The organism is Pseudomonadota bacterium, from assembly GCA_037200975.1.
Taxonomy (GTDB): Bacteria; Pseudomonadota; Gammaproteobacteria; order Steroidobacterales; family Steroidobacteraceae; genus CADEED01.
The window spans coordinates 1,594,346-1,620,013 of sequence record JBBCGI010000001.1; the positions used below are offsets into that span (position 1 = coordinate 1,594,346).

The following is a 25,668-nucleotide window of genomic DNA, read 5'->3' on the forward strand; positions in this document are numbered from 1 at the left end:
TTCTGGTGGCCGTGTCCACGCAGTCCGCCGCGAACGAAGTATCCGGAAGTCTCCAGCCTGCCGCCGGCTTGCCTAACTAGGAGGGCGCAAGTAACGTTCGCCCGCCGCTGCACCTACATCACCCCTGCCTGACGAGATTCCGGCGAACCAAAGTGCCACTCACGAAGAACCAGGTCGTAAAGGCTGCATTCAACCCGGATGTGCAACTGCCATTTGGACTTCGAATCGCCGACTTCGAAATGGCGATGCAGGACGTTTACGATTTCTTCTACGACGTGAATCAGGGGCTCATCGGCAAGTCACTGGCGCGCCTCGACGACATGCTGCGCCCCGCGATCATGTCCGGCCTCCTGTCCGACATGGTGACGTCGAGCCTGGCCAAACACTCCCGATCGCTCACGCCAAACATCTTTTTCAACGGTCACCCGGACCTGGTGGTGCGCGGCGTATATCCCAATGACCGCGTGCAGGCGGGCACGGACGGAGTGGAGATCAAGACGACCAGAAAACGTGGCGGAGCCGTCGACACACACGGCGCGCGCGACCAGTGGATGTGCGTGTTCGTGTACGACGTAGATACCACGACCGAACCGGCCAGAGAGCGGCGCGCGATGGAATTTTCCGAGGTTTATCTCGGGCAAGTCACGCGCGACGACTTCAGGAAGAATGCGCGCGGCGAACTGGGCACTCGAACTGCCACGTTGCACAAGGACGGAATAAAGAAACTGCGGGAGAGCTGGGTCTACAAGTTGCCCGCTCAGGGCTTGTTTGCCTTGTAGTTAGCAAGCTTCGGAATGGCAAGGCGGGCGATCGAAAAGTATTGCTCGTCGCGTTCCAGGCCGATACTTGAGTATCCGACCGCGTTTGCCGCGGCGAGAGTCGAACCCGAGCCCGCGAACGGATCGAGGACCAGGCCTTCTCCAAGCGGCAACACGCCGCGCACTACCTCGCGGAGAAATTCCTGGGGCTTGAGGCTCGGGTGGGGGGCGAGTTCGCGCTCGCGCTTGTTGGTCGGCGCCGACTTGATGACATCGCCAAACGGCCGATCCGCACTCGGTCTGCGAAAACCTCCGGTGCGCCATTTGCGCAAGTTGTCCTGCGCACGACCCTCCAGGGGTTTGCGGAACAGCAGCCACGGTTCCCACATCGAGCGCGGCATGACACTGACTCCGGAGAACTCCTCGTGAGCGGCTTTCGGCCGATCTCCCCCTCGCATCGTCATCACGAGACGCACCAGTTCGCCGCGGCGTTCCAGCCCCGCACGCGCCAGGGCGCTGGAGACGATGAAACTCAGCAGCGGGTTGCTCGCGACAATGACGTTCGCCCCGGGAACCAGAACCGGCAAGAGCGCCCGGCCCCACTCGAAAAAATACTGGCCCAGGGCATGAAGGTCGCGTTCGCGAAGGACGGTGAACCGGGGCAACGGCGCCCGCTCGGTTCCGTCGAAGGCGGGTGGAATTCGCCACACACCGCCCTTCCGTTCTCTGAGTTTCGAAAGTTGCTCGGGTGTGTATTCGAACAATCCGTATGGCGGATCGGTCACGACCGCATGAATCGAGCTCGCTTCGCGCTCGCGCAGCCAATCGAAACAATCGCAACGAAAGATCCTGGAGTTGCCTGCCGAAAAGCTTGGCCACGGAGCGCCACTGCGGCTCGGGAGGTATTCAGCCGGTGCGCTCTTGCGACCTTCGCTTGCGCCACGAAGTGAATAGAACCCGCGGGTGTTGCGCCGAAAAAGCTGCGGCGTATTGAGCCGCAAGTACGACCGGACACTCGAGGGCGCGGACCGCCCGATGAGCTGCTGAACGCCGACCACGATATCGTTTACCGGCGCGCCCTGGGTGCGCTCGGTCAGCACCGCGATGATTGCGTCGCGCACTTCGCCGGGTTGTTTCTTCTTGTTGGCGGGCGCGCGCATCGTGCCGCACCTTAAGACGTCCAGACGTCTTATGTCAACGGAACAGGCGGATCAACCCGCGGCGCGCGACTCGAGCATCGCCACCGCCGGCAATGTTTTCCCCTCGACGAACTCGAGGAACGCGCCGCCGCCCGTGCTGATGTACGAGATGCCTTCCTCGACACCGTACTTCTCGATCGCCGCCAGCGTATCGCCGCCGCCGGCCAGCGAAAACGCCGGGCTCCGGGCGATCGACTGCGCGATGGTCTTGGTGCCTTCGCCGAACTGATCGAACTCGAACACACCCACCGGGCCGTTCCAGATGATCGTGCCGGCGGTTTGCAGGATCGCGCCGAGCCGCTCGGCGGTGTCCGGACCGATGTCGAGTATCAACTCGTCCGGCCGCACGTCGTGGATGCCGCGCACGTCCGCGTGCGCGGTCGCGGCGAACTCCTTGGCCACGACCACGTCGGTCGGCAAGGGAATCTCGGCGCCGCGCGCCCGCGCCTGTTCGAGCAGCTTGCGCGCCATGTCGAGCATGTCCGCTTCGTGCAGCGACTTGCCCACGTTGATGCCGGTGGCCGCGAGGAACGTGTTCGCGATGCCGCCGCCGACGATGAGCTTGTCGACCTTGGCCAGCAACGATTCGAGCACCGTGAGTTTGGTCGACACTTTCGACCCGGCGACGATGGCCACCAGCGGCCGCGCCGGCTTCGCCAGCGCGCGCTCGAGTGCTTCGAGCTCGCCCACCAGCAACGGGCCCGCGCAGGCGATCTTGGCGAACTTGCCGACGCCGTGCGTGGAAGCCTCGGCGCGATGCGCCGTGCCGAACGCGTCCATCACGAACACGTCGCACAACGCGGCCATCTGCTTCGCCAGGTCTTCCTTGTCCTTCTTCTCGCCCTTGTTGAAGCGCACGTTCTCGAGCAGCACGGCGCTGCCGGCCGGGCAGTCGACGCCGCTCAGCCAGTCCTTCTTGAGCGGCACCTGCACGCCTAACAAGTCGGAAAGGCGCGCAGCCACGGGCGCGAGCGAAAATTCTTCCGCGTACACACCCTCTTCAGGGCGGCCGAGATGCGAGGAGATGAACACTTTCGCGCCCTTCTCGAGCGCCAGCTTGATGGTCGGCAACGAGGCGCGGATGCGCGCATCGCTGGTGACCTTGCCGCCCTCGATGGGCACGTTCAGATCTTCACGAATCAGGACCCGCTTCCCGGCGAGGTCCTGGTCCGCCATGCGGAGCACCTTCATGACCGAAATCTCAGGAGGCTTTCGACCAGGCGATCGTGGTGTCCAGCATGCGATTCGAGAAGCCCCACTCGTTGTCGTACCAGGAGCACACCTTGACCAACGTGCCTTCGGTGACGCGCGTGAGCGTGGAATCGTAGGTCGACGAAGCCGGATCGTGGTTGTAGTCGATGGAGACGAGCTGCTTGTCGGTGTAAGCGAGCACGCCCTTCATGGCGCCGTCGGCCGCTTCCTTCACGAACTTGTTGATCTCCTCGACAGTCGTGGCGCGTTTGGCGACGAACGTGAGGTCGACCAGCGACACGTTGATCGTCGGGATGCGGATCGCGAAGCCGTCGAGCTTGCCCTTGAGTTCCGGCAGCACGAGACCCACGGCCGCGGCCGCGCCGGTTTTCGCCGGGATCATCGACATCGTGGCGGAGCGCGCACGGCGGATGTCCTCGTGATAGACGTCGGTGAGGCGCTGATCGTTCGTGTACGCGTGGATCGTGGTCATCAGACCGCTGACGATGCCGATCTTGTCGTTCAACACCTTCGCGAGCGGCGCGAGGCAGTTCGTGGTGCACGACGCGTTGGAGATCACGGTGTGTTCTTTCTTGAGCACGTTGTGGTTCACGCCATAGACGACCGTGGCATCCACGTCCTTGCCGCCCGGGGCCGAGATCACGACCTTCTTCGCGCCGCCGGCCAGGTGTTTGCCCGCATCCGCCTTGGTGGTGAAGAAGCCGGTGCTCTCGAACACGTATTCCGCTCCGACCGAGGCCCAGTCGATCTTCGCCGGGTCGCGCTGCGCGAACACCTTGATCTTGTCGCCGTTGACGACGATGTGGTCGCCTTCGACGCTGACCGTGCCCGGGAACTTGTGGTGCGCGGTGTCGTACTGGGTGAGGTGCGCATTGGTCTGCGCGTCGCCGAGGTCGTTGACCGCGACGATCTGGATTTCGTTGGTGCGCTTCGTCTCGTAGAGCGCGCGCAGGATGTTGCGGCCGATACGTCCGTAACCGTTGATACCTACTTTGATGGCCATCTTCTCGATTCCTCTATTTCACTCTGTACGAATTAGCCGAGCAGTTGCTCGAGGTGCGTCTTCACGTCGGCGGTGGTGAGGCCGAAATGCTTGAACAGGTCCGGGCCCTTGCCCGAAGCGCCAAAACTTTCGATGCCCATGACGCGACCGGCGCTGCCTACATAGCGCCACCACGACTGCGTCGCGCCCGCTTCGATCGCGAGCCTGCGGATGACCGAAGCCGGCAACACGCTTTCACGATACGGCGCGGGTTGCGCATCGAACGCCTCGCAGCAGGGCATGGAGACCAGCCGCACGCGGCGGCCCGCGGCCTGCAGTTCCTTCACCGCTTCAGCCGCAATGCCCACTTCCGAGCCGGTCGCGATGACGATGGCTTCGGGCGGTCCGTTGGAGTCGATGAGCACGTAGCCGCCCTTGCGCAGCGCCACCAGTTGCTCGGGCGTACGCGCGTTCTGCGGCAGCCCTTGGCGCGTGAAGACGAGCGCCGTCGGGCCCTTGGTGCGCTCGAGCGCCGCGACCCAGGACGCCGCGGATTCGACCGCATCGCAGGGACGCCACAGATGCAGGTTCGGCATCGCCCGCAACGAGGCAAGATGCTCGACGGGCTGATGCGTCGGGCCGTCCTCGCCGAGACCGACGGAGTCGTGCGTGTAAACCAGCGTGGTCGGCGCGTGCATGATCGCCGCGACCCGCACCGCGTTGCGCGCGTAGTCAGAGAACACCAGGAACGTGCCGCCGTAGGGGCGGAAGCCGCCGTGCACGACCAGGCCGTTCATCATCGCGGTCATGCCGAACTCACGCACGCCGTAGGAGACGTAGTTGCCTTCCTTCGCGTTGTCCGGCGTGAGGTCGATCGAATCCTTGCGCTTCGTATTGACGGATCCCGTGAGGTCGGCCGAGCCGCCCAGCATCTCCGGCAACTTGGGGCCTAACACGTTGAGCGCGATCTGCGACGAGGCGCGCGTCGCCTGCGAACCGGTGACCGCCGCGCCCGCGGTCATCGCCGCATGCGCGATCTCGGCCCAGTCGGCCGGCAGCTCGCCCTTCATGCGGCGTTCGAATTCGGCGCCTTCGGTGGGCAGCTCGCGTTTGTAGCGCCGCCATACGCGCGTCCATTTCTTTTCGGCCGCGGCGCCGGCTTCGCGGTGATCCCAGGCCTTCGCGACGTCTTCGGGAATGACGAACGGCGGGGAATCCCAGCCGAGCGTCTTGCGGGCGAGCGCGACTTCATCCGGGCCGAGCGCCTCGCCGTGCGCGGACTTGGTGCCCTGCTTGTTAGGCGCGCCCCAGCCGATGATGGTCTTGCAGCAGATGAGCGACGGCTGATCCTTGCGGGCGCGCGCCTTTTTCAACGCGGCGGCGACAGCATCGGCGTCGTGGCCATCGACGTTCTTCACGACGTGCCAGCCGTACGCTTCGAAGCGCTTCGGCGTGTCGTCGTTGAACCAGCCCACGACCTTGCCGTCGATGGAAATGCCGTTGTCGTCGTAGAACACGATCAGCTTGCCGAGTTTGTGTGTACCGGCGAGCGAGGCGACTTCGTGCGAGATGCCTTCCATCAGGCAGCCGTCGCCGACGAAGCAATAGGTGTGGTGATCGACGATCGTCAGGCCTTCGCGGTTGTATTTCGCGGCTAACAACTTCTCGGCGAGCGCCATGCCCACCGCGTTGCCGAAACCCTGGCCGAGCGGGCCGGTGGTGGTTTCGATGCCCATGTCGAGATCGCGCTCGGGATGGCCGGCGGTGCGGCTGCCGAGCTGGCGGAAATTCCTGAGCTCGTCGATCGTGACCGGGTAGCCGGTCAGGTGCAGCAGCGAATACAGCAGCATCGAGCCGTGGCCGTTCGAGAGCACGAAGCGGTCGCGGTTCCACCAGCGCGGATTGCCGGGGTTGTGCTTGAGCACGTCGCGCCACAGCACCTCGGCAATATCGGCCATGCCCATGGGGGCGCCGGGGTGGCCCGAATTTGCGGCCTGGACGGCGTCCATGGAGAGCGCACGGATCGCGTTGGCGAGAGTGCGGCGGGAGGGGGTGGGGGCTGGGGTGCTCATAAAGGGCGCGCATTGTCCGATAGGGGGGAGCCGGGGGCAACCGGAAGCGCTGGAAAGATGACGTTCGCCGGGCGGGATTCGATCCTCCGCCTGCGCGCGGGGAGAGCGCGCTTGAAAAATTGTCCGGGAGGACAATTTTTCGCGTTCCCTCGCCGGAAGCTATGCGGAGGCTACGTGAGCAGAATTAGCAAGTTTCAGAGGCATTACGGCTCCGCATCACGCTTCCGACTCGGCGCTCTCCACGCGCGCAGGCGGAGGATCGAATCCCGCCCGGCGAACGCCATCTTTCCACCACCGTCCGCGGTCCCCGGATTCCTCCTGACCGGCCCCACGTGGCTCTCAGAATCCCAGCACCGCGTCCCCTCATCAGGCTCTTTCGGCGAGGACGATCCACTTGTCGGAGAGGAGTGGAGTCGAGACACGGATGACTTTGCGGATCGCGAAGCCGGCGTCGGTGAACTCCTGGTCCAGCTCTTTGCGGGAGACGCGCGACAGGGGCGTGCGGCCGAGGCCGAGACGGCCGAAGGTGTGGGTGAGCACGTAGCGGAAGGTGTAGCAGTGGCGGTAGTCGACGATGACCCAGCGGCGCGAGACGCGGCCGAACTCGCGCAGCATGCGCACGCGTGTGGCGGGGTCGACGTGCATCATGAAACGGATGCTGACGACGCAATCGAGCGAGTCGTTGCGCAACGGCAGCGCCTCGGCGTTGGCCTGCACGTAACCGCGAATCGACGGCAGCTCGGCTTTCGCGGTGACGGAGGCGGCCTTCTGCAGCATCTCGAGCGAGATATCGCTACCAATGATCTCGAATCCTTCGCGCGCGAGGCCGCCGGTGAAACGGCCGGTGCCGCAGGGTAGATCGAGAATCGTGCGGACACCGGTGGCTTCGCGCAGCGCGGCGCGGATCGCCGCCCATTTGCGCGCATTACGCTTCTGGCGTTCGGGGCTGCTGAAGCGATGGAAGTCATAGTCTTCCGCGACCTGGGAGCTGCGATAGAACTCGCGCTTGTAGTCGTAGCCGTCTTCCCGCGGGCGGCTCGGATCAGTCTTGCCCGGTCTCTTCATGTTGGCTGACACTTTGCTCTCCCTCTTCGGGCACGCAAGCGTTCATGCGAGGTCCAATATTTCATGTGCGATTTACCAATGTTCGTGAGGCCGAAAACACCTTCGGAAAGTCGCTATATACCGACGCGGCTTCACATTTTTCCGGCGGTAGTTTGCGACCTGGTTCACCACGTTACAGAGCCATGAAGCATGTCGTGACGTACATCACCGGCCCACTCCCGCCATGTTTGTAGAGTCCGAATGAATGAGTGCGATAAGAGTCATCCAGTTCACGGACCCACATCTGTTCGGTGACACGACCGCGTCCCTGCGCGGCGTGAATCCCTACGAAACCCTCGAGCGCACCTTGTCGGATGCGTCGGGCCATCTTGCCATTTGTGACGCCATCCTGGTGACCGGCGATCTGGTGCAGGACGATGCGGGCGGCTACGAACACTTCCGCCGCCTGTTCGCGCGCTTCGGCAAACCCGTACTTTGCATTCCCGGCAACCACGATTTCGTTCCCCAGATGCGCGCCGCGCTCGCGGGCCGCCCGTTCGAGCTCGACGGCCCCGCCGACATCGGCGCCTGGCGCATCGTGATGCTCGACAGTGTCGTGGCCAACCAGGCCGGCGGCAACCTCAGCGTCGAAATGCTGACCAAACTCGACGAGGACCTCGGCCGCGCCCGCCAGCGTCATGCGCTGGTGTGCCTGCATCATCATCCGGTCGCGATGCACAGCCGCTGGCTCGACAATGTCGGGCTCGCGAACGCCAATGAATTCTGGTCGGTGATCGACAGCCATCCGCAGGTCAAGGCGGTGGCGTGGGGCCACGTGCACCAGAATTTCGAAGGCACGCGCCGCGGCGTGCGGCTGCTGGCGACGCCTTCGACCTGCGCGCAGTTCCAGCCGCGCTCGGACCAATTCGTGATCGACAACCAGCCGCCAGCGTATCGCCTGCTGACCCTGCATTCCAACGGCGCCATCGATACTGGCGTGCACTTCCTGACTGCCGCAGAATCCGCGGCATGATTTTCCGTGAATCTTTCCGGCGAGGCCTCGCCCGCGGCCTCGCGGGCTGGCTGTTGTTCGTTGCCGGCTCAGGACTCGCGCAGGCGCGCGACGAGAGCTCGGTGTGGTCGATCAAGGGCGCGCACAACACGGTTTATCTGGCGGGCTCGGTGCACGCCCTGCCGCCGGAACACGCCGGATTCTCGCCGCAGCTCGAGCGCGCCTACGCCGCCTCGAAAGTCATCGTGATGGAAGTCGATCTCGACGACCTCGATCCGCTCGAGGCCGTGCAGTTCGTCACCTCGAACGGCACCTTGCCCGCCGATCAGGATCTGGAAGGCGTCATGGGTGCGGAGCGTTACGCGCCAGTGGCGAAGCTGGCCGCGTCGCTCGATCTGCCCGAGCTCGTGATTGCGCGGCTGGAGCCGTGGGCCGCGGCCATGGTGCTCACGCAGTTCGCGCTGGTGAAGTCCGGCTTCGACCCGCAGCTCGGAATCGACATGCAGCTCACCGAACGCGCGCGGACGGACGGCAAACGCATCGACGGCCTCGAGACCGTGATCGACCAGCTGAGCATCTTCGATTCGCGCAGCCTCGAGGAACAGAGCAAGTTCCTGGTCGATTCCGCCAACGATGTGCCGAAGATGCACGAAGACCTCGACCGCCTGGTCAGCGCCTGGCGCAGCGGCGACATGCGCGGCCTGGAGAAGGAATTCATCAAGGAGCGCGCGCAGGCGCCGGCGCTCTACGACGAGTTGTTAGGCAAGCGCAACCGCAAGTGGCTGCCGCACATCGAGGCGCTGCTCGACGAAGACCAGGATTACCTGGTGGTGGTGGGCACGCTGCATTTCGTGGGCCGCGACGGCCTGCTCGAGCTGCTCACGCGCGCCGGCCACAAGCCGTTGCCGCTGCCCGCGGCTCCCGGCTCCCGCTGATCGCCAGCACGTGCGCAGCTTCGCGATCTTTCTCGGGCTGATCGCGCTGGCACTGGCGGGCATCGCGTTCCTCGCCTACCCCGTGTGGCTGATGTTGCCGGCCGATGCCGGCTTCAAGTTTCATCGCGTCGCGAGCCGCGTCGCGATGCTCACGTTCCTGGTCGGGTTCATCCTCGTCGCGCGCCGGCTCAAGGTCGCCGATCGCGTGAGCCTGGGGTTCGCACTGCCCGCGGGCGCATTTTTCCGCGAGGCCGCGAAGGGCTGGCTGCTCGGCGTGGTGCTGATGGCGCCGGTGGTCGCCACCATGGTGTTGCTCGACATGCGCATCTGGAAGCCGAGCGCATCGATCGACGCGTTGTCGCTGGTGAAGCTGGTCGCGCTCGGCATCGTTTCCGGCGTCGCCGTGGCGCTGATCGAAGAAGTTTTCATGCGCGGCGTCATGCATTCGGCGATCGCGCGCGAATCGGGTACTGCGGCCGCGATCGTGCTGGTGTCCCTGGTGTATGCCGCCACGCATTTCTTCTCGCGCGTGCGTATTCCTTCGGAGCAGGTGAATTCGGGCAGCGGCATCGACATGCTGGCGGGAGTACTCGCCCAGCCGGTGCCCATACTGGACGCCTTCCTGTGCCTGACGGCGGTGGGCGTGTTGTTAGGCATGGTACGCGCGCTGACCGGCAACATCGCCGCCTGCGTAGGCCTGCATGCCGGATGGGTCGCGGTCATCCTCATCGTGCGCGGCAGCTCGGTGCGCAACCCCGAAGGACCCGCGACCTGGATGCTGAGCGACTACGACGGATTCATCGGCTGGATGGTGCTGGCGTGGATCGTGGTGATCGGATTCGCGCTGTATCGCTGGTATGGACGTAAGTCGGTGCCGGGCAAGTCGGTGCCGGGTCGGACTTAGGCGCCACGCCACGATGGTGCAGGCGTCACCTCGCCTAAGTCCGACCCGGCACCGACTTGCCCGGCACCGACTTACGCCTCCGGGGCCAACGTCATCAACGCATCGAGGCGCGCGATCGGATCTTCCATCTCGAGCAGCGCCTGCTTGTCGTTGAGCTCGATCGGCAGCAGCTCCGCCAGCCGCGCGCTCACCCAGGCGGCATCCGCGAACTTCTTTTCGACGTGTTCATAATGTTCCGCCAGATCGTCGAGTGCGCGTCGTACCGCGGAGGCCAATCGCTCATAGTCCGGCGGCAGCGGCAATTCGGGTTCCGCTGCCAGCCATTGCACTTCGCCCATGTTGAGCCCGTCCGCGGCGCGCCACACGCGCTGCACACGGAACTTGCGTTCCCCGACGCACGAAATGCCTAACAACCCGTCGGGCAAGGTGTGGAAGTCCGCGATGCGCGCGGTGCTGCCGACGGTCGCCGTGGTCGCCACCTCGCCAGCCTCATCACCTTGCTGGATCAGCACCACGCCGAACGGCTCGCCGGCGCGCATGCAGCGGCGCACCATGTCGGTGTAGCGGGTTTCGAAGATGCGCAGCGGCAGCGGACCGCCGGGGAAGAGCACGGTATGCAGCGGAAACAGGGGGATGACGCTGTTTTCCGCCGCCACCTTCTACGGCCTCCCGGCCAGCGCCTCGAGTAGTTTGCCGTGCAGCCCGCCGAAGCCGCCGTTGCTCATGATGAGCATCTGGTCGCCGGGCGCCGCGCCGGCGGCGAGCCCCGCGACCAGTTCGTCGATCGACCGGGCGACCTTCCCCTTCGCGCCGAGAGTTGCCACGGCCGCCCCCGCGTCCCAGCCGAGATCGGGCGGCGCGAACATCCACACCGTGTCCGCCCCCGCCAGCGACGGCGCCAGCGTGTCGCGATGCACACCCATGCGCATGGTGGCCGAGCGCGGCTCGAGCACCGCGACGATGCGTTTGCGGCCGACCTTGCGGCGCAACCCGTCGATCGTCGAGGCAATGGCGGTCGGGTGGTGCGCGAAGTCGTCGTACACCGCGATCCCGTTCACTTCGCCGCGCAGCTCCATGCGGCGCTTCACGCCCTTGAATTCGCCCAGTGCCGCGATGGAACGCTCGACGCCGACGCCCGCGTGGCGCGCCGCGCCGATGGCGGCCAGCGCATTCTCGGCATTGTGTGCGCCTAACAATCCCCAGCGCACGGTCCCGAGCGGTGTGCCCCCCTCGCATACCGCGAAGCTGGAAAAGTCTCCCCCCTCAGGTAGTTTGAGCGTCCAGTGCGCATCGGGCACGGCGGCTTTCGCGAAACCTTCGCGCGGCGTCCACGCACCCATAGCGAGCACGGCCTTAAGGTTCGGATCGGTGGCGTTCCAGAGAATGCGGCCCGAGCCCGGCACCGTGCGCACCAGGTGATGGAACTGCTTCTGGATCGCGCCGAGATTCTCGTAGATGTCGGCGTGATCGAATTCGAGGTTGTTCAGGATCAGCGTGCGCGAGCGGTAGTGCACGAACTTGGCGCGTTTGTCGAAGAACGCGGTGTCGTATTCATCGGCCTCGATGACGAAGAACTTCCCGCCACCGAGCCGCGCGCTGACCGAAAAATTCCCCGGTACTCCGCCGATCAGGAATCCGGGCTCGAGGCCGGCGTGTTCGAGGATCCACGCCAGCATGCTCGAGGTGGTGGTCTTGCCATGCGTGCCGGACACGCCGAGCACGTGGACGTCGCGCAGCACTTCGCGCGCCAGCCACTCCGGGCCCGAGGTGTAGGGAATGTTCGACTCGAGCAGCGCCTCGATCACCGGCATGCCGCGCGTCATGACGTTGCCGACCACCACCACGTCCGGCCGCGGCGCGAGTTGCGCCGCCTCGAAGCCCTGCGTGAGCTCGATGCCGAGGGCTTCGAGCTGCGTGCTCATGGGTGGATAGACGTTCTTGTCGGAGCCCGTGACCTTGTGCCCGGCCGCCTTCGCGATGGCGGCGATGCCGCCCATGAACGTACCGCAGATGCCGAGAATGTGAACGTGCATGCCGGAATCCAGACGCTAGACGGGTTTCTGGGAATCGCCGAAGACGATCGCCAGGATGATCACCGGCACGAAATTCGCGCCGATCAGAAATAGAATCGCGCGCGGCCAGGTCCATTCGAACGCCGCACTCACGATGCGGACCAGGATGACGATCATCCAGATCATGATGAACGCGGACAGGAACCCCGCCAGCGCCGGGGGCTGCGCGGTCGACCCTTCCTTCATGTAGGGAAGCAGCGAGCCGATCACCGCCAGCGCCGGGATGAACAACATGCTGGTCGCGAATATCGCGGTCACCGTCTGCACGAATCTCTCCGGCTTGCCGGCGAGCTGGAAGCCGATCCGGAACCACAACACCTCGAGCAGCGCGTTGGCCACGATCTGCACCGACCAGGCGCGTGGCGTCACTGGCAACGCCGGCAGGATGAACGCCTGGTAGGCAAGCGTGTAGAGCGCGACGTAGACCACGACGACGATGCCGAGCAGCGTGTTGGACGCCGGCATGTTTTCCGGCCCGCGCCGCAGGAAGACGATGTCGACGACGACGCCGAACAATGCGCGCAGATTCGCAAGCATAATGCGGCCGGGATTGTACACGTCACCCGGAGCACGTTGCCCTTGATGATCGACTCGGCCGATGCGCTGACAGCATTCGTCGCCGGCGCCGCGCAGGCGCCGGTGCTCGCGCTCGACACCGAATTCATGCGCGAGAAAACCTACCGCGCCGAATTGTGCCTGGTGCAGATCGCCCACGGCGCGCACGCGGTGTGTATCGATCCACTCACCCTCGCGCAACAAGGCGCGGACTTGAGCCCGCTCGCCCCGCTGCTCACCGCCGCTGGCACCGTCAAGGTCATGCACGCGGCGCGCCAGGATCTCGAGGTGATGCTGCCCGCGGTCGGGCTGGTGCAGCCGGTGTTCGATACCCAGATCGCCGCGGCGCTGGCCGGTCATCCGGCGCAGATCGGTTATGCCGAGCTCACGCGCCGGCTGCTCGGCGTCGAATTGTCGAAGGCGCACACCCGCGCCGACTGGTCGCGCCGGCCGCTGAGCGCGGCCGAGCAGGAGTACGCGCTCGACGACGTGCGCCATCTCGCCGCGCTGCGCACCAGTTTGTTAGACACGCTCGCGGCGAAGGGCCGCATCGCGTGGCTGGAGGAAGATCTCGCCGCGCTCGCCAATGCCGATGCCCTGCGGGTCGATCCCGACGACGCGTGGAAAAAGGTGAAGGGCCTGCCCGCCCTCGACCCGGACCGGCAACGGCTCGCGCAGAGCCTCGCGGCCTGGCGCGAACGGCGCGCCATCGAGCGCAACCGCCCGCGCGGCTGGATCGTCGATGACGTCACGCTGCGGGAAATCCTGGTGCGGCTGCCGCGCGATCTCGACGCGCTGGCGGCATTACCCGAGATGCAGGAGTCCATAGTCCGCAAATGCGGCGACGAACTGCTCGCGCTGGTGCGCGACGCTGCGATTCCCGATCCGCCACCGCCCTTGCCGCGGCGCGAGCGCCCCGATCCGGCATTGCTCGCATTGGTGAAACGGCTCGCCGATGTATCGGCGGAGATTGCGCAGAGCCTCGAGATCAACGCCGAGGTGTTGTCCACGAAGCGCGAGCTGGAAAAGCTCGCCACGGGCAAACGCGACGTGAGCCTGCTGCGCGGCTGGCGGAAAGACGTGGTCGGCGCGAGGTTGTTAGCGGCGCTTTGACGGGCGGCGCACGGGCCGCGCCTTGCGCGCAACCTTGCGGACCTTCGCGCGTTTGCGCGCCGCAGGGCGACGCTTGGCCGCGGTCTTCGCGGTCTTGCGGCCCGCCTTCTTGCGGACCACCTTGCGCGTGCGTGCCTTCGGTTTCGTCTTGGCCGCAACGCGGCGCTTGGCAGCGCGTTTTTTCGGCGCGGGTTTCGAAACGAGCGTGCCGCCACCGGCGCTGAGCGTGTCCAGCAGGCGCTGCGTGACCACGTCGATGTCGCCTTCGGCGTCGACCGTGCGGACCAGCCCGGTGTAGGAATAAAAACCCGACACCGGCTTGCGAGTCTTTTCTTCGTAGACCCGCAGGCGCTCGCGCACGGTGTCTTCCGCATCGTCGGGGCGCTGCACGACCTGGTGTTCGTGCCGGCCCGGCAGGCACTCCGGCGGCACCGACGGCGGCGCGGTGTGAATGTTGAACACGTTCTTGCACAACTCGCACACGCGGCGGCCCGACAGGCGTTTGATCAGCTGATCGTTGTCGACTTCGAACAGCACCACCGCGTCGAGCGGCGTGTCGAGATCAGCCAGAAGTTTGGCGAGGCCGTCGGCTTGCGCGACGGTGCGCGGGAATCCGTCGAGGATGAAACCTTGCTGCGCATCCGCTTCCGACAGGCGCGCGCGAATGATCGCGAGCATCGTTTCATCGTCGACGTAACCACCCGCGGCCATGATCTCCTTGGCACGCAACCCCAGCGGCGTGCCCTCGGAAAGATGTTTGCGCAGGATGTCTCCGGTCGAGATCTGCGGAATTCCAAAATGCTTTACGAGACGCTGGGCTTGAGTGCCCTTGCCCGATCCGGGCGCGCCCATGAATACGATGCGCATGCTAGATTCTTGACCCTACTACCTGCCCCCTCGAAGGGGCGTCACAGTACCCAAACCACTCACGTTCGGCAAACACCGCCGAGACATTTCGCGAGACAACGAGAGAACCCATGAGCAAACGCCCCGCCGCCAAGAAACCGAAGCCCATGAACGCGTTTTATGCTCAGTCGGGCGGCGTCACCGCCGTCATCAACGCGTCCGCCGCCGGTGTCATCGAAGCGGCGATGAAATCGAAGCAGATCGCGAAGGTATACGCCGGCCGGCACGGCATCGTCGGCGCGCTGACCGAAGACCTGATCGATTGCAGCAAGGAATCCCGCGCGACGATCAAAGGACTCAGATACACGCCGGCCGGCGCGTTCGGCTCGGCGCGTTACAAACTCAAGAGCTTCGAGCAGGACCGCGCCAAGTACGAGCGCCTGATCGAAGTGTTCAAGGCGCACGACATCGGCTACTTCTTCTACAACGGCGGCAACGATTCGATGGACACGGCTAACAAGGTGTCCCAGATCGGCGATCAGCTCGGCCACAAGGTCATCTGCGTCGGTGTGCCGAAGACCGTCGACAACGATCTGCCGCTCACCGACTGCTGCCCGGGTTTCGGCTCGGTCGCCAAGTACGTCGCCGTGTCGACGCGCGAAGCGGCGCTCGACGTCGCCTCGATGGCCAAGACCTCGACGAAAGTATTCGTGATGGAAGTGATGGGCCGCCATGCCGGCTGGATCGCCGCCGCCGGTGGTTTGGCGGGCAAGGGCCCGAGCCAGGCGCCGCACATCATCCTGTTTCCCGAGATCGCGTTCGAGAAGGAAGCCTTCCTCGCCAAGGTCAAACAGTGCGTCACGGATTACGGCTACTGCGTCATCGTGGTTTCGGAGGGTGCTCACTACGCCGACGGAAAATTCCTGGCCGATGCCGGCACCAAGGATTCCTTCGGCCACACGCAGCTGGGGGGTGTAGGCCCGGTGGTCGCGAACATGGTGCGCGAAGCGCACGGCTACAAGTATCACTGGGCGGTGGCGGACTATCTACAGCGCGCCTCGCGCCACATCGCCTCGAAGGTCGACGTGTTGCAGGCTTATGCGATGGGCAAGGCCGCGGTGGAACTGGCGACCAGCGGGCACGACGCGGTAATGCCCGTCATCATCCGCAAGAAGTCGAAGCCGTATAAGTGGGTCGTCGGCCATGTACCGCTTTCGCAGGTGGCCAATGTCGAGAAGATGGTGCCGCGCGACTTCATCACCGCGGACGGTTTTGGAATCACCGAAAAATGCCGCGCCTATCTCGAGCCGCTGATCGAGGGCGAAGACTACCCGCCGTACAAGAATGGCCTGCCCGCCTATGTCCAGATCAAGGGCGTCGCGGTGAAGAAGAAGCTCAGCACCGAATTCAAACCCTGATCCGGCACGCCGGCGGCGTTTATCGCGCACCGCCAGCCGCCGGGCGCCGCCGACTCGCCGTTGGGCGTACCCCGATGCGACCTGCGGCGCTGTCTCACGTTGTCATGCCCCGACAGCGGTTGGCCGGGTGGCGCCACGTTGTTATAGTGCGCGCCCTTTCGGGGTGGCGGGCTTCCAGCACGGCGCGCCCTTAAAACAACTAAGCACCTGATTTCGCAAGGAGTTCCGCATGGTTGCCACGACGTGGCTGTGGCTGGCGATTGGCGCCGGCGTCATCGCCGTTTTGTACGGCGTGTTCTCGATGATGGCGATCCTCAAGCTGCCGGCTGGCAACGCGCGCATGCAGGACATCGCCGCGGCCATCCAGGCGGGCGCCAAGGCCTATCTCAACCGTCAGTACACCACCATCGCCATCGTCGGCGTGGTGTTGTTCGCGATCATCGGTCTGACGCCGCTGGGCTGGTACTCCGCCGGCGGTTTCGCGATCGGCGCGATCCTCTCGGGGCTCGCGGGTTACATCGGCATGAACATCTCGGTGCGCGCGAACGTGCGCACCGCCCAAGCGGCCAATAACGGCCTGAACGCCGCGTTGCAGGTCGCCTTCAAGGGCGGCGCCATCACCGGCATGCTGGTGGTCGGCCTCGGGTTGTTAGGCGTTGCCGGCTACTACGCATTCCTCCAGCCGAAGATCGGCTCCGACGCCGCGCTGCATGCGCTGGTGGGCCTGGCCTTCGGCGGTTCGCTCATCTCGATCTTCGCGCGGCTCGGTGGCGGCATCTTCACCAAGGGTGCGGACGTCGGCGCGGACCTCGTGGGCAAGGTCGAAGCGGGAATCCCCGAAGACGACCCGCGCAACCCGGCCGTCATCGCGGACAACGTCGGCGACAACGTCGGCGACTGCGCCGGCATGGCCGCGGACCTGTTCGAAACCTACGCCGTGACGCTGGTCGCCACGATGTTGTTAGGCGGCCTGGTGATGCAGGGCCTCGGCGAAAACGCCGTGCTCTACCCACTGGCGCTCGGCGCTGCGTCCATCGTCTCCTCCATCGTCGGCACCTTCTTCGTGAAGACCTCGGAAGGCGGCAAGATCATGAACGCGCTGTACAAGGGCGTGATCGTGTCCGGCCTCATCTCCGCGGCGGCGTTCTGGTTCATCACCGAAAAGCTGATGGCCAATACCGACGCGACGCCGAACCTGCAGCTGAACATGTTCTATTGCACGCTGATCGGCCTCGCGCTGACGGCCGCCATGATTGTGATCACGGAGTACTACACCGCGACCGAATATTCGCCGGTGCGCAAGGTGGCCGCGGCGTCGCAGACGGGTCACGCGACCAATATCATTGCGGGCCTCGGAGTGTCGATGAAGTCGACGGCGCTGCCGGTCATCGCGATCTGCTTCGCGATCTTCGGCGCGTACCAGCTGGGTGAAGCCAGTGGCGCGGGCCACGGCCTGTACGGCATCGCGATCGCCGCGACGTCGATGTTGTCGCTCACGGGCATGATCGTGGCGCTGGACGCCTACGGCCCGATCACCGACAACGCCGGCGGCATCGCCGAGATGGCCGGCCTCGACAAGAAGATCCGCGACATCACCGACCCGCTCGATGCGGTCGGCAACACGACCAAAGCCGTGACCAAGGGTTACGCGATCGGCTCGGCCGGTCTCGCCGCGCTGGTGCTGTTCGCCGACTACACGCACAACCTCGAGACGCATCTGCTCGCCACCGGCCGCGAGATGGTGGCGTTCTCGCTGTCGGATCCGGCCGTCATCATCGGCCTGTTCATCGGCGGCCTCGTGCCCTATCTATTCGGCGCCATGGCGATGGAAGCCGTGGGCCGCGCCGCGGGCGCGGTGGTCGAGGAAGTGCGCCGGCAGTTCCGCGAGATCAAGGGAATCATGGAAGGCACCGCGAAGCCGGAATACGGCCGCGCGGTGGACTTGCTGACCAAGGCGGCGATCAAGGAAATGATCATTCCCTCGCTGCTGCCCATCGTCATCCCGGTGATCATCGCGTTCGGCCTGAACTGGCTGATGGGCCCGGGCGCCGGCATCCGCGCGCTCGGCGGTCTGCTGATCGGCACGATTGTCACCGGCCTGTTCGTCGCCATTTCCATGTGCACCGGCGGCGGTGCCTGGGACAACGCGAAGAAGTACATCGAGGAAGGCCACTTCGGCGGCAAAGGCTCGGATGCACACAAGGCGTCGGTGACCGGCGATACGGTCGGTGATCCCTACAAGGACACCGCGGGCCCGGCCATCAACCCGTTGATCAAGATCATCAACATCGTGGCGCTGCTGCTGGTGCCGCTGTTGTAGCTATTGGGGACTTTCCGCCGGTCCTCGCGGACCGGCCCTAGCAAAAGGGGGCGCGCCTGCCAGGGCCGTCCCCTTTTTGTTTGAGCTGGAAATATCGACCCCATATTTCCGGTCCGATCGAGACCCGAGGAGCATTCGCCATGACTGACGAAAAATTTGCGGTCGAGAAGTCCGAACAGGAATGGAAGCAGGAGCTGTCCGCCGACCAGTTTCGCGTGCTGCGCGAGCACGGCACCGAGCGCGCCGGAACGAGCCCCCTCAACTTCGAGAAGCGCACCGGGCAATTCAACTGCGCGGCCTGCGGACACCCGCTGTTCGAATCCAGCACCAAGTATGAAAGCGGATCGGGCTGGCCCAGCTTCTGGAAGCCGCTGCCCGGCGCGGTCGCGACCACCACCGACAAGACCTTCGGCATGACGCGCGTGGAGGTTCACTGCAAGAATTGCGGCGGCCACCTGGGCCACGTCTTCAACGACGGGCCTGCCCCGACCGGCGAGCGCTATTGCATGAACGGCGTTTCGCTGAAGTTCGACCCGAAGTAGGAAGCGGTGCCGGGGTGCAATTGTCGTAATTAGCGAAGGGTGGCGCTGGGGCGCCACCCTTCGCTAATTACGACAATTGCACCCCGGCACCGCTCTCCGCTACCTGCGCTTCATCCTCGGCCGCATCATTTCGCCGGTGGATTCGAGTTTGTCGTTGTTGTTAGCCGCTTCCGCCATCGGGCCGGCATTGACCAGCACGGCGCTCACCAATTTGTTCAGGCGGGTGCAATACGCGGCCACTTCCGGCGTGCCCTGATCCTGGAAATTCTCGAGCGCGTGGGCAATGTCATGCAGCCGCCGCTCGATGCGGGTATCCATCTTGAGCGTATGGGTCACACAGGCGCTGACACAGGCCGTGATCTCGGCGTCGAGCTCACGAGCCACCGTGCCCGCGATGCTGAGGCCGCACACTGCCGGCGGACAGCCCGCTTGCAGATGCTCACGCCACATTTGCGACAGTTGCATCGCGTTCGTCTCCCGAGTCGGCTCAGCGGCCGAAACTACCCCAAATTGTTGCGGTCGTCAGGCGCAATTTCTTGCAGCATTCGCCGGTCTCATCAGCAGCGATTGGCGCAGAACCCACAACGGTATCGGCGGTGTGGCCCGGGGCCGGCGCAAACAACCGCGGCTATCTCGTAAGCATTTGATTGGTCTGGTTTCCGACGGCTGGGAAAGGCGCCTTCCCGGAGCCGTCATCCCGGCCGTTTTCTGTGGCAGGAAAACGATGCCCGCCTGACAAACAAGGTCGACGCCGTAGCGAAAAAGACCGCGTCCAGCTTTATGACCGCCCATCTGGAGACTTCATGAACATCCTGTGGAAGACCGCGAACCTTCACTCGACCCTCGGCAGCGGGCTCGACCGCCTGCGCTCGTTCCTGCTGCTCGGCACGCGCCTGTGGGTCAGCTGGCAATTCCTCCATTCGGGCTGGATCAAGCTCACCACCTGGGATTCCACGCTCGAGCTGTTTCGGTACGAATACCAAGTGCCACTGCTGCCGCCCGTCGCAGCCGCCGTCGCCGGCACTTTCGGCGAGCTGTTCTTCCCGTTGTTGTTAGTGCTGGGATTGTTCACGCGGGCCGGTGCCATCGGGCTGTTCGCGGTCAATGCCCTGGCTCTCTACTCGTACTGGCAGGTGCTCGGCGGGGAGGGCTTCGAAGCCGCGCGCGGCCAGCACTATCTGTGGGGCTACATGTTGCTGGTGCTCGCCACCTGCGGCGGTGGATTCTTCTCCCTCGACAAACTACTTGAGGGGCGGCAGCGGCACTGACCCTGGGCGGGTGCCGGTTTCCCCGAGGGTGGCCGGCCGCGCAAACCGCCCTCGCCCGTTGCGATCCGGACGGTGTGTTACACCGCGAATGACGAGATGTGCGCGGAAGTGGCGCTCCCCTATACTCGGCGCAGCCATCACGACTGTCCCAAGAGAATGTCAGGGGACGAATCAATCGAAGAGCTCAGACAGCGACTGCAGCGGGCCGAACGCGAGCTCGAATATCTGCGCGCGCACAATCGCTACCTGCGCGGGGAAATCCAGTCGATTCACGACTTCGACCAGATCATCGGCGCGAGCGCCGGGCTCACCCGGGTACTGGAGAACGTCGCCCGTGTGGCACCTACGGATGCGACCGTACTCATCTGGGGTGAAACCGGCACCGGCAAGGAACTCATCGCGCGCGCGATCCATGCCGCGAGCCGCCGGTCGCTGGGCGCGCTGATCAAGCTCGATTGCGCCGCGCTGCGCGACCAGGAGGCCGCGCTCGATACGACCTTCGCGCTGGCCCACGGCGGCACACTCTTCCTCGACGAGATCGGCGGGCTCAGCCTCGAATCACAGGCCGAACTACTGCGCATTCTGCAGCGGCAGGAATCCGACCGCGTCAGCCATGGCGCTGAAAGCCGCGTGGACGTGCGAATCGTCGCCACCACGAACCGCGACCTGCGCCGCCTCACACACGACGCGCAGTTCCGCGAAGACCTCTACTACCGGCTCAATGTTTTCCCGGTCGAGCTGCCGCCGTTGCGCGCGCGTGCCGAGGACATCACCTTGCTGGTGCAGCTCTTCGTGCGGAAATATGCGCGGCGCACGGGCCACCGGGTCGATGGCATCGATCCCGACACGCTCGCGGCGCTCACGCGTTATCCGTGGCCGGGCAACGTGCGCGAACTGGAAAACCTGGTCGAACGCGCGTTGCTGCTGAACACCTCGCCACTGCTCAAGATCCCGCCCGAAATGCTGGCGCAGTTCGCGCCGGACGATCGCGGCGAAATGGCGGCCGCGGCGACCGGCATGCACCGCGTCCCGGCCGCCCATTCCACCGCGCCGATCGATCTCGAAAACACCGAGATCACCGGGTTGCACCACGTGCAGCGCGAACACATCCTGCGGGTGCTCAACGCCACGCACTGGGTGATCGAAGGCAATTCCGGGGCTGCATTGAAGCTCGGCATGAAGCCCGCCACGCTTCGTCACCGGATGAAGAAGTTGGGGATTTCCCGTGCGCAGGTCGCTCCCACGCCTGAATCCGGCCGACCGCAGCAACCCTGACGATTGCGCTCCGTCAGGAAGGCTGCGCGACTCGTTGCGACAGCCATTCATCAGGACGCGAAATCGTCCTACACGGCGGCTGCGCCTGACCCGCTGATGACCCGCGACTTGCGCCGTTAATCTCGCGCCGCATGCGCAGTGTTTCGATTCCGCTCGTACTGGCCGTGGCCCTCGTTCTCATCACCGTGGGCGCGGCGCTGTTCCGCAGCCGGCGCCGCGAGCTCGGCTGGATGGCGACGCTATCGGGTTTCGCGCTGGCCGGCGGCCTCGTATATGCGTTCATCACCGGCCGCTTTGGACCGGAACGCCCGTGGTACCAGGCTCCGTCGTTCTACGTGGCGGCGGCGATTTCGCTGGCGGGCGTCTGGTTGTGGCTGCGCCGGCCGGTGCCGAACCGGCTGCGCTTTGGATTGCCACTGGCATTTATTACGGTGTGCGGTGGCGCGGTGATGCTCATGCGGATAATCGGCGGCTCCGCCCCGATCGCCATGTCGATGCCGACGATGAGCCAGCCGGCGCCGACGCTGACCTACTACGACGCCGACGGCAAACTACATGCGTTGTCCCAGCTCAGGGGCAAGGTCGTCTTGCTCAACTTCTGGGCGACCTGGTGCACGCCGTGCCGGCGCGAGATGCCGATGTTGTCGAAGTTGCAGAATGCACACGCCGACGATGGATTCGTCGTGTTGTACGTTTCGCTCGAGGAGCCTCCCGTGCTGGCCGACTTCCTGCGGATCAATCGATTCGACGGGATTCAGGGCCGGCTGGCCGACGCCGCGCCGTTCTACAACGCCGGCAAGTTCTATCCATTGAGCTATCTGATCGGCCGCGATGGCCGCGTGGAAAAACGCTGGAGCGGCCGACCGAGCGAAGCGTGGATCGATTCTGCGATCCGCGCGGAACTGAAATCCGACGGCTGAGCGCCGCCGCAGCTAACTTCCCGAGGGCATCACTGCCCCGCCGGCGGTTCCCACAACTCGATCTTGTTGCCGTCCGGGTCGACCACCCAGCCGAACTTGCCGAATTCAGATTCATCCACCTTGTCGATGACCTGGCAACCCTCGGCACGTAGTGCCGCGATCAGCGCGTGCACGTCGTCGACGCGGTAGTTGACCATGAAGGGCGCCTGGCTCGGGCTGAAGTAGCTGGACGACGCGTCGAAGATGCTCCATGCGGTGGTGCCTGCGCCGTCGGGATTCTGCGCGTCCTTCCAGCGGAACGCGGTGCCACCCCAATCTTCGATGTTCATGCCAAGGTGCGTCTTGTACCACTCGCGCAGGCGCGCGGGATCCGCCGACTTGATGAAGATGCCGCCGATGCCGGTCACTCTTTTCACTGCAATTCTCCGCTCGTTGCGCGTCGCTCTTACGCACCGCGCGGACAACCGTAGCAGCCCGTGCCCCCGGGCGAAACAATCTCAGGAGGAACGGCGCGGCGGCGCATTCCTCGCCGCCGGGCGGCGCGCCGAAACGCGCAATCGCGGCCGGCTGCTGGCGCGCAAGCCACGCGTGGTCGCATGGCACCAGGCGCCTGCGCGCATCCGGGCCACGCCGCTCACGAGCGGCAAACGCGTCGCGGGACGCGTGACGGTGGGGTGTTCGCCGCGAAAGCGGCACGGTGCGGCGTTCTGGCTGTGCGCGAGTGGCATCGAAATCTCCCCGATCGTTTCCTAACTGGTTGGTCAGGCCGCGAGCGCGAGCCGGGCGGGCCGCGCAATCACGAACCCCTGGACGAAATCCACGCCCATCTTGCGGGCGACATCGAGCGCGGCGCTGTCTTCGACCTGTTCCGCGATGATCTTGAAATTGAGCGTGCGGGCCAGCTTGATCATGGCTGTCACCATCGTCTGGCTCACCGAGTCCTTTGACAGGTTGCGCATGAACGAGCCGTCCAGTTTCAGGTAGTCGAGCGGCAGATTCTTGAGGCTCGAGAACGACGCGACGCCCGAACCGAAATCGTCGATCGTGAACTTGCAGCCCATGCCGTGCAGCACGCCGACGAAGCGGCGCGCCGCGTCCATGTTGCCGATCACCGCGCTCTCGGTGATCTCGAAGCACACCTGGTCGGGCGCGATTCCCGTGCGGTCGAGCATCTCGACCACGAATTCGAGGAACTGCGGATCGCCGAGCGTCTGACCCGAGATGTTGATGGCGACGCTGCGATCCGGCGCGAGCTGGAAGGCATTACGCGACAGCGCCGTGAATGTGGTCTGCACCACCCAACGGTCGACCGACGCCATCAATCGATACCGTTCCGCCGCGGCGACGAATTCGCTGGGCGCGATCTCGGCCCCGTTCTCATCGAGCATGCGCAGCAACACTTCCATCGAGGGGCCGACAGTATCCGCACCGTAGGCGGAGACGATCGGCTGATAGTAGAGCGCGAAGCGTTCCTCCTTGAGCGCGGACTGCAGCTTCTGCAGCCATTCGATTTCGCCGGTGCTGCGCGCCATCGCTTCATCACGCGCCGAGTACACCGAAACGCGGCCGGCGCCCTCTTTCTTCGCGACGTAACAAGCGGAATCGGCGGCCGCCAGCAATTGCTCGACGGTGCCCGCCTCACGGCCGATTTCGATCAGGCCGATGGAGACGCCGACGTTGAACACGCGGTCGTGCCACGCGAAACGATAGGTCGCGATCGAGCGGCACACGTCGTCGGCGATCTGCCGCGCCTTGTCGAGCGGACAACCTACCAGCAACATGCCGAACTCGTCGCCGCCCAGGCGCGCGACCGTATCCGAGTCGCGCACGGCTTCGCGCAGCAGCTTGGCGACCTCTCGCAGCATGGAATCGCCGGCCAGGTGGCCGCTGGTATCGTTCACGATCTTGAATCGGTCGAGGTCCAGGTAGCACAACATGTGCGACGCCTCGCCGCGCCGCGCGATATCGGCCGCCTCGTCGAGCCGGCGTTCGAATTCGCGGCGGTTGACGAGGCCGGTCAGCGCATCGTGCGTCGCCTGGTACGACATCTGGCGGTGCAGGCCGCGCAGCTCGGTCACGTCGTGCATGAGGACGACCGCGCCAACGAGATCGCCGCGCTCGTCGCGCAGCGGCGATGCGGCGAGCTCGATGGCGCGCTCCTCCCCCGAAGCCTTGCCGAGCAACACCGCGCGACGGCTCAGATTGTGGGGCGTGCCATCGCCGCCGCCGACGGCTTCCTTGATCGGGTCGGCCAGCAGTTTGCGGTCGTTGGAATCCATCAGCCCGACGATTTCCTCGAGCAGGCGGCCCCGCGCCTGCGCCTGAACGACGCCCAGCAGTTTTTCCGCCGCCGGATTCAGATACACCAGGTGGCCTTCGAGATCTGTCGTGACGATGGCTTCGCCCAGCGACTGCATGGCGAACACCTGCAGCGGCGGCACGGGCGGCGGCGGAGGCGGCAACGGCGGCGCCACCAGCGCGGCGCGCGCCGCGGCTTCCTTCTCGTCGATCTTGCCGCTCGCCAGTGCGCGCAGCTTCTTCGTCGGGATCACCTCGACGCCGGTCACGAGCAGCGCGGGGTTGCCTTCGAAGTCGATCTGCGAGGTAGTTAGCTCGAGCAGGCTCACCTGCCCCTGCATGCCCACCATCTCGACCTCGAACCGCTCCGCGCCGTGTGCGCCCGCCAGGCGTCGGCGCAGGTTTTCGGCGACCAGCTCGGCGTACTCGGGCGCCACCAGGTCGGCGAGCCGGCGGTCGATCAGGTTGACGCGCTCGACGCCGACGAAACTCGCGAACTGGCTGTTGGCGTACAGGATCACGTCGCGATGCACGAGCACCGCCTCGTGAATCCGTTCGCCGAGCTCGGTGAATAGTTTGGGACCGGATTTTGTCTGCGCCCCGCTGCGTGTGGCGCGCAACAACAACTGGTTTACGGAAACGCCGAGCGCCTGCACGTCGAGCTGGTCGTGATCCTTCTCATCGATCTCGATGCGCTGCGGCAAACGTTCGCCACTCACCGCCCGCTGCACCGTCAGCGACAACTCGGAGACCGCCCGCAGATCGCGCCGTTGGAATACGAACAGCACGAACAGCAGCGTCGCCACGAGTGCGAGCAGCACACAGATCAACCCAAGAATCGACATCCCGCAGCAAACCTTCGTTGTTATTAGTCCGTTAGTTTTGTGCAGGGCGTCCATGCCCAGAAGTCAGAATAGCGGAGC

The 25,668-nt window shown here is 65.0% G+C and carries 24 protein-coding genes; 12 read left to right on the forward strand and 12 right to left on the reverse strand.

The genetic code is table 11. The features are described 5' to 3' along the window. The first annotated feature begins 152 nt into the window (after positions 1–152). Entirely contained in the window at positions 153–779 is a 627-nt protein-coding gene (locus WDO72_07090; protein ID MEJ0085427.1) for a hypothetical protein, read from the forward strand. Here the strand turns inward: WDO72_07090 and WDO72_07095 are convergent. The 5 genes from WDO72_07095 to WDO72_07115 all read right to left on the reverse strand — a co-directional run bounded on the left by WDO72_07095 (position 758) and on the right by WDO72_07115 (position 7,300). Next, complete coding sequence (locus tag WDO72_07095; GenBank protein MEJ0085428.1) at positions 758–1,858, reverse strand: DNA methyltransferase; 1,101 nt, start codon at positions 1,856–1,858, stop codon at positions 758–760. The two genes, WDO72_07090 and WDO72_07095, sit on opposite strands and share 22 nt — an antisense overlap. Positions 1,859–1,969: 111 nt before the next feature. After that, entirely contained in the window at positions 1,970–3,148 is a 1,179-nt protein-coding gene (locus WDO72_07100; GenBank protein MEJ0085429.1) for a phosphoglycerate kinase, read from the reverse strand. Between the two features lie 10 nt (positions 3,149–3,158). Then, entirely contained in the window at positions 3,159–4,172 is a 1,014-nt protein-coding gene (gene gap / locus WDO72_07105; protein ID MEJ0085430.1) for a type I glyceraldehyde-3-phosphate dehydrogenase, read from the reverse strand. Between the two features lie 32 nt (positions 4,173–4,204). After that, positions 4,205–6,223: a transketolase gene (gene tkt, locus WDO72_07110; GenBank protein ID MEJ0085431.1), complete on the reverse strand. Its 2,019-nt coding sequence runs from the start codon at positions 6,221–6,223 to the stop codon at positions 4,205–4,207. Positions 6,224–6,589: 366 nt separating this feature from the next. Then, the gene (locus WDO72_07115) at positions 6,590–7,300 is read right to left on the reverse strand and encodes a class I SAM-dependent methyltransferase (GenBank protein MEJ0085432.1); all 711 of its coding nucleotides are present in this window, start codon (positions 7,298–7,300) and stop codon (positions 6,590–6,592) included. Positions 7,301–7,532: 232 nt separating this feature from the next. Here WDO72_07115 and cpdA point away from each other — a divergent pair, with 232 nt between their 5' ends. The 3 genes from cpdA to WDO72_07130 are packed head-to-tail and all read left to right on the forward strand — an operon-like array spanning position 7,533 to position 10,118. After that, positions 7,533–8,300 carry a 3',5'-cyclic-AMP phosphodiesterase gene (cpdA, locus tag WDO72_07120; protein MEJ0085433.1) on the forward strand — a complete coding sequence of 256 codons (768 nt, stop codon included), beginning with the start codon at positions 7,533–7,535 and terminating at the stop codon, positions 8,298–8,300. Further along, on the forward strand, positions 8,297–9,214 hold the full coding sequence (locus WDO72_07125; GenBank protein ID MEJ0085434.1) for a TraB/GumN family protein: 918 nt from the start codon (positions 8,297–8,299) through the stop codon (positions 9,212–9,214). The genes cpdA and WDO72_07125 overlap by 4 nt, the downstream gene beginning before the upstream one ends. 10 nt (positions 9,215–9,224) lie before the next feature. Beyond that, on the forward strand, positions 9,225–10,118 hold the full coding sequence (locus WDO72_07130; protein ID MEJ0085435.1) for a CPBP family intramembrane glutamic endopeptidase: 894 nt from the start codon (positions 9,225–9,227) through the stop codon (positions 10,116–10,118). Positions 10,119–10,189: 71 nt separating this feature from the next. On the opposite strand, the gene WDO72_07135 is transcribed toward WDO72_07130, so the two are convergent. The 3 genes from WDO72_07135 to WDO72_07145 are packed head-to-tail and all read right to left on the reverse strand — an operon-like array spanning position 10,190 to position 12,727. Beyond that, a complete protein-coding gene (locus WDO72_07135; protein ID MEJ0085436.1) occupies positions 10,190–10,774 on the reverse strand; it encodes an LON peptidase substrate-binding domain-containing protein in 585 nt (194 codons plus the stop codon). Positions 10,775–10,777: 3 nt separating this feature from the next. Beyond that, a complete protein-coding gene (gene mpl / locus WDO72_07140) occupies positions 10,778–12,151 on the reverse strand; it encodes a UDP-N-acetylmuramate:L-alanyl-gamma-D-glutamyl-meso-diaminopimelate ligase (protein MEJ0085437.1) in 1,374 nt (457 codons plus the stop codon). A 15-nt stretch (positions 12,152–12,166) separates the two neighbouring features. Beyond that, on the reverse strand, positions 12,167–12,727 hold the full coding sequence (locus WDO72_07145; protein ID MEJ0085438.1) for a hypothetical protein: 561 nt from the start codon (positions 12,725–12,727) through the stop codon (positions 12,167–12,169). Between the two features lie 45 nt (positions 12,728–12,772). Here WDO72_07145 and rnd point away from each other — a divergent pair, with 45 nt between their 5' ends. Beyond that, entirely contained in the window at positions 12,773–13,858 is a 1,086-nt protein-coding gene (gene rnd, locus WDO72_07150) for a ribonuclease D (GenBank protein ID MEJ0085439.1), read from the forward strand. On the opposite strand, the gene WDO72_07155 is transcribed toward rnd, so the two are convergent. Next, complete coding sequence (locus tag WDO72_07155) at positions 13,844–14,725, reverse strand: adenylate kinase (protein MEJ0085440.1); 882 nt, start codon at positions 14,723–14,725, stop codon at positions 13,844–13,846. The two genes, rnd and WDO72_07155, sit on opposite strands and share 15 nt — an antisense overlap. A gap of 110 nt (positions 14,726–14,835) precedes the next feature. On the opposite strand from WDO72_07155, the gene WDO72_07160 reads away from it, so the two are divergent. From WDO72_07160 to msrB, 3 genes are all read left to right on the forward strand, one after another. Then, positions 14,836–16,122, forward strand: a complete 1,287-nt coding sequence (locus WDO72_07160) for a 6-phosphofructokinase (GenBank protein MEJ0085441.1) — start codon at positions 14,836–14,838, stop codon at positions 16,120–16,122. Positions 16,123–16,351: 229 nt separating this feature from the next. Continuing rightward, the gene (locus WDO72_07165) at positions 16,352–18,442 is read left to right on the forward strand and encodes a sodium-translocating pyrophosphatase (protein MEJ0085442.1); all 2,091 of its coding nucleotides are present in this window, start codon (positions 16,352–16,354) and stop codon (positions 18,440–18,442) included. Between the two features lie 140 nt (positions 18,443–18,582). Then, complete coding sequence (msrB, locus tag WDO72_07170) at positions 18,583–18,984, forward strand: peptide-methionine (R)-S-oxide reductase MsrB (protein MEJ0085443.1); 402 nt, start codon at positions 18,583–18,585, stop codon at positions 18,982–18,984. A 99-nt stretch (positions 18,985–19,083) separates the two neighbouring features. Here msrB and WDO72_07175 read toward each other — a convergent pair whose 3' ends face one another. Then, positions 19,084–19,449 carry a hypothetical protein gene (locus tag WDO72_07175; GenBank protein MEJ0085444.1) on the reverse strand — a complete coding sequence of 122 codons (366 nt, stop codon included), beginning with the start codon at positions 19,447–19,449 and terminating at the stop codon, positions 19,084–19,086. A 338-nt stretch (positions 19,450–19,787) separates the two neighbouring features. Between WDO72_07175 and WDO72_07180 the strand changes: the two genes are divergently transcribed. The 3 genes from WDO72_07180 to WDO72_07190 all read left to right on the forward strand — a co-directional run bounded on the left by WDO72_07180 (position 19,788) and on the right by WDO72_07190 (position 22,447). Beyond that, positions 19,788–20,252 carry a DoxX family protein gene (locus WDO72_07180; protein ID MEJ0085445.1) on the forward strand — a complete coding sequence of 155 codons (465 nt, stop codon included), beginning with the start codon at positions 19,788–19,790 and terminating at the stop codon, positions 20,250–20,252. A 156-nt stretch (positions 20,253–20,408) separates the two neighbouring features. After that, the gene (locus WDO72_07185) at positions 20,409–21,527 is read left to right on the forward strand and encodes a sigma 54-interacting transcriptional regulator (GenBank protein MEJ0085446.1); all 1,119 of its coding nucleotides are present in this window, start codon (positions 20,409–20,411) and stop codon (positions 21,525–21,527) included. 131 nt (positions 21,528–21,658) lie between these two features. Continuing rightward, positions 21,659–22,447 carry a redoxin domain-containing protein gene (locus tag WDO72_07190; GenBank protein MEJ0085447.1) on the forward strand — a complete coding sequence of 263 codons (789 nt, stop codon included), beginning with the start codon at positions 21,659–21,661 and terminating at the stop codon, positions 22,445–22,447. A gap of 29 nt (positions 22,448–22,476) precedes the next feature. Here WDO72_07190 and WDO72_07195 read toward each other — a convergent pair whose 3' ends face one another. Then, positions 22,477–22,863: a VOC family protein gene (locus WDO72_07195; protein ID MEJ0085448.1), complete on the reverse strand. Its 387-nt coding sequence runs from the start codon at positions 22,861–22,863 to the stop codon at positions 22,477–22,479. Positions 22,864–22,879: 16 nt separating this feature from the next. Here WDO72_07195 and WDO72_07200 point away from each other — a divergent pair, with 16 nt between their 5' ends. Continuing rightward, positions 22,880–23,200, forward strand: a complete 321-nt coding sequence (locus WDO72_07200; protein ID MEJ0085449.1) for a hypothetical protein — start codon at positions 22,880–22,882, stop codon at positions 23,198–23,200. 8 nt (positions 23,201–23,208) lie between these two features. Here WDO72_07200 and WDO72_07205 read toward each other — a convergent pair whose 3' ends face one another. Continuing rightward, positions 23,209–25,566: an EAL domain-containing protein gene (locus WDO72_07205; GenBank protein MEJ0085450.1), complete on the reverse strand. Its 2,358-nt coding sequence runs from the start codon at positions 25,564–25,566 to the stop codon at positions 23,209–23,211. Positions 25,567–25,668 lie beyond the last annotated feature (102 nt).

Bases quoted from the DNA above. Each gene is read 5' to 3' on its own strand.
- WDO72_07100 (MEJ0085429.1), bottom strand. From the start codon at position 3,148: ATGAAGGTGCTCCGCATGGCGGACCAGGACCTCGCCGGGAAGCGGGTC.
- gap (MEJ0085430.1), bottom strand. From the start codon at position 4,172: ATGGCCATCAAAGTAGGTATCAACGGTTACGGACGTATCGGCCGCAAC.
- tkt (MEJ0085431.1), bottom strand. From the start codon at position 6,223: ATGAGCACCCCAGCCCCCACCCCCTCCCGCCGCACTCTCGCCAACGCG.
- cpdA (MEJ0085433.1), top strand. From the start codon at position 7,533: ATGAGTGCGATAAGAGTCATCCAGTTCACGGACCCACATCTGTTCGGT.
- WDO72_07125 (MEJ0085434.1), top strand. From the start codon at position 8,297: ATGATTTTCCGTGAATCTTTCCGGCGAGGCCTCGCCCGCGGCCTCGCG.
- mpl (MEJ0085437.1), bottom strand. From the start codon at position 12,151: ATGCACGTTCACATTCTCGGCATCTGCGGTACGTTCATGGGCGGCATC.
- WDO72_07145 (MEJ0085438.1), bottom strand. From the start codon at position 12,727: ATGCTTGCGAATCTGCGCGCATTGTTCGGCGTCGTCGTCGACATCGTC.
- rnd (MEJ0085439.1), top strand. From the start codon at position 12,773: ATGATCGACTCGGCCGATGCGCTGACAGCATTCGTCGCCGGCGCCGCG.
- WDO72_07155 (MEJ0085440.1), bottom strand. From the start codon at position 14,725: ATGCGCATCGTATTCATGGGCGCGCCCGGATCGGGCAAGGGCACTCAA.
- WDO72_07160 (MEJ0085441.1), top strand. From the start codon at position 14,836: ATGAGCAAACGCCCCGCCGCCAAGAAACCGAAGCCCATGAACGCGTTT.
- WDO72_07165 (MEJ0085442.1), top strand. From the start codon at position 16,352: ATGGTTGCCACGACGTGGCTGTGGCTGGCGATTGGCGCCGGCGTCATC.
- msrB (MEJ0085443.1), top strand. From the start codon at position 18,583: ATGACTGACGAAAAATTTGCGGTCGAGAAGTCCGAACAGGAATGGAAG.
- WDO72_07175 (MEJ0085444.1), bottom strand. From the start codon at position 19,449: ATGCAACTGTCGCAAATGTGGCGTGAGCATCTGCAAGCGGGCTGTCCG.
- WDO72_07180 (MEJ0085445.1), top strand. From the start codon at position 19,788: ATGAACATCCTGTGGAAGACCGCGAACCTTCACTCGACCCTCGGCAGC.
- WDO72_07185 (MEJ0085446.1), top strand. From the start codon at position 20,409: ATGTCAGGGGACGAATCAATCGAAGAGCTCAGACAGCGACTGCAGCGG.
- WDO72_07190 (MEJ0085447.1), top strand. From the start codon at position 21,659: ATGCGCAGTGTTTCGATTCCGCTCGTACTGGCCGTGGCCCTCGTTCTC.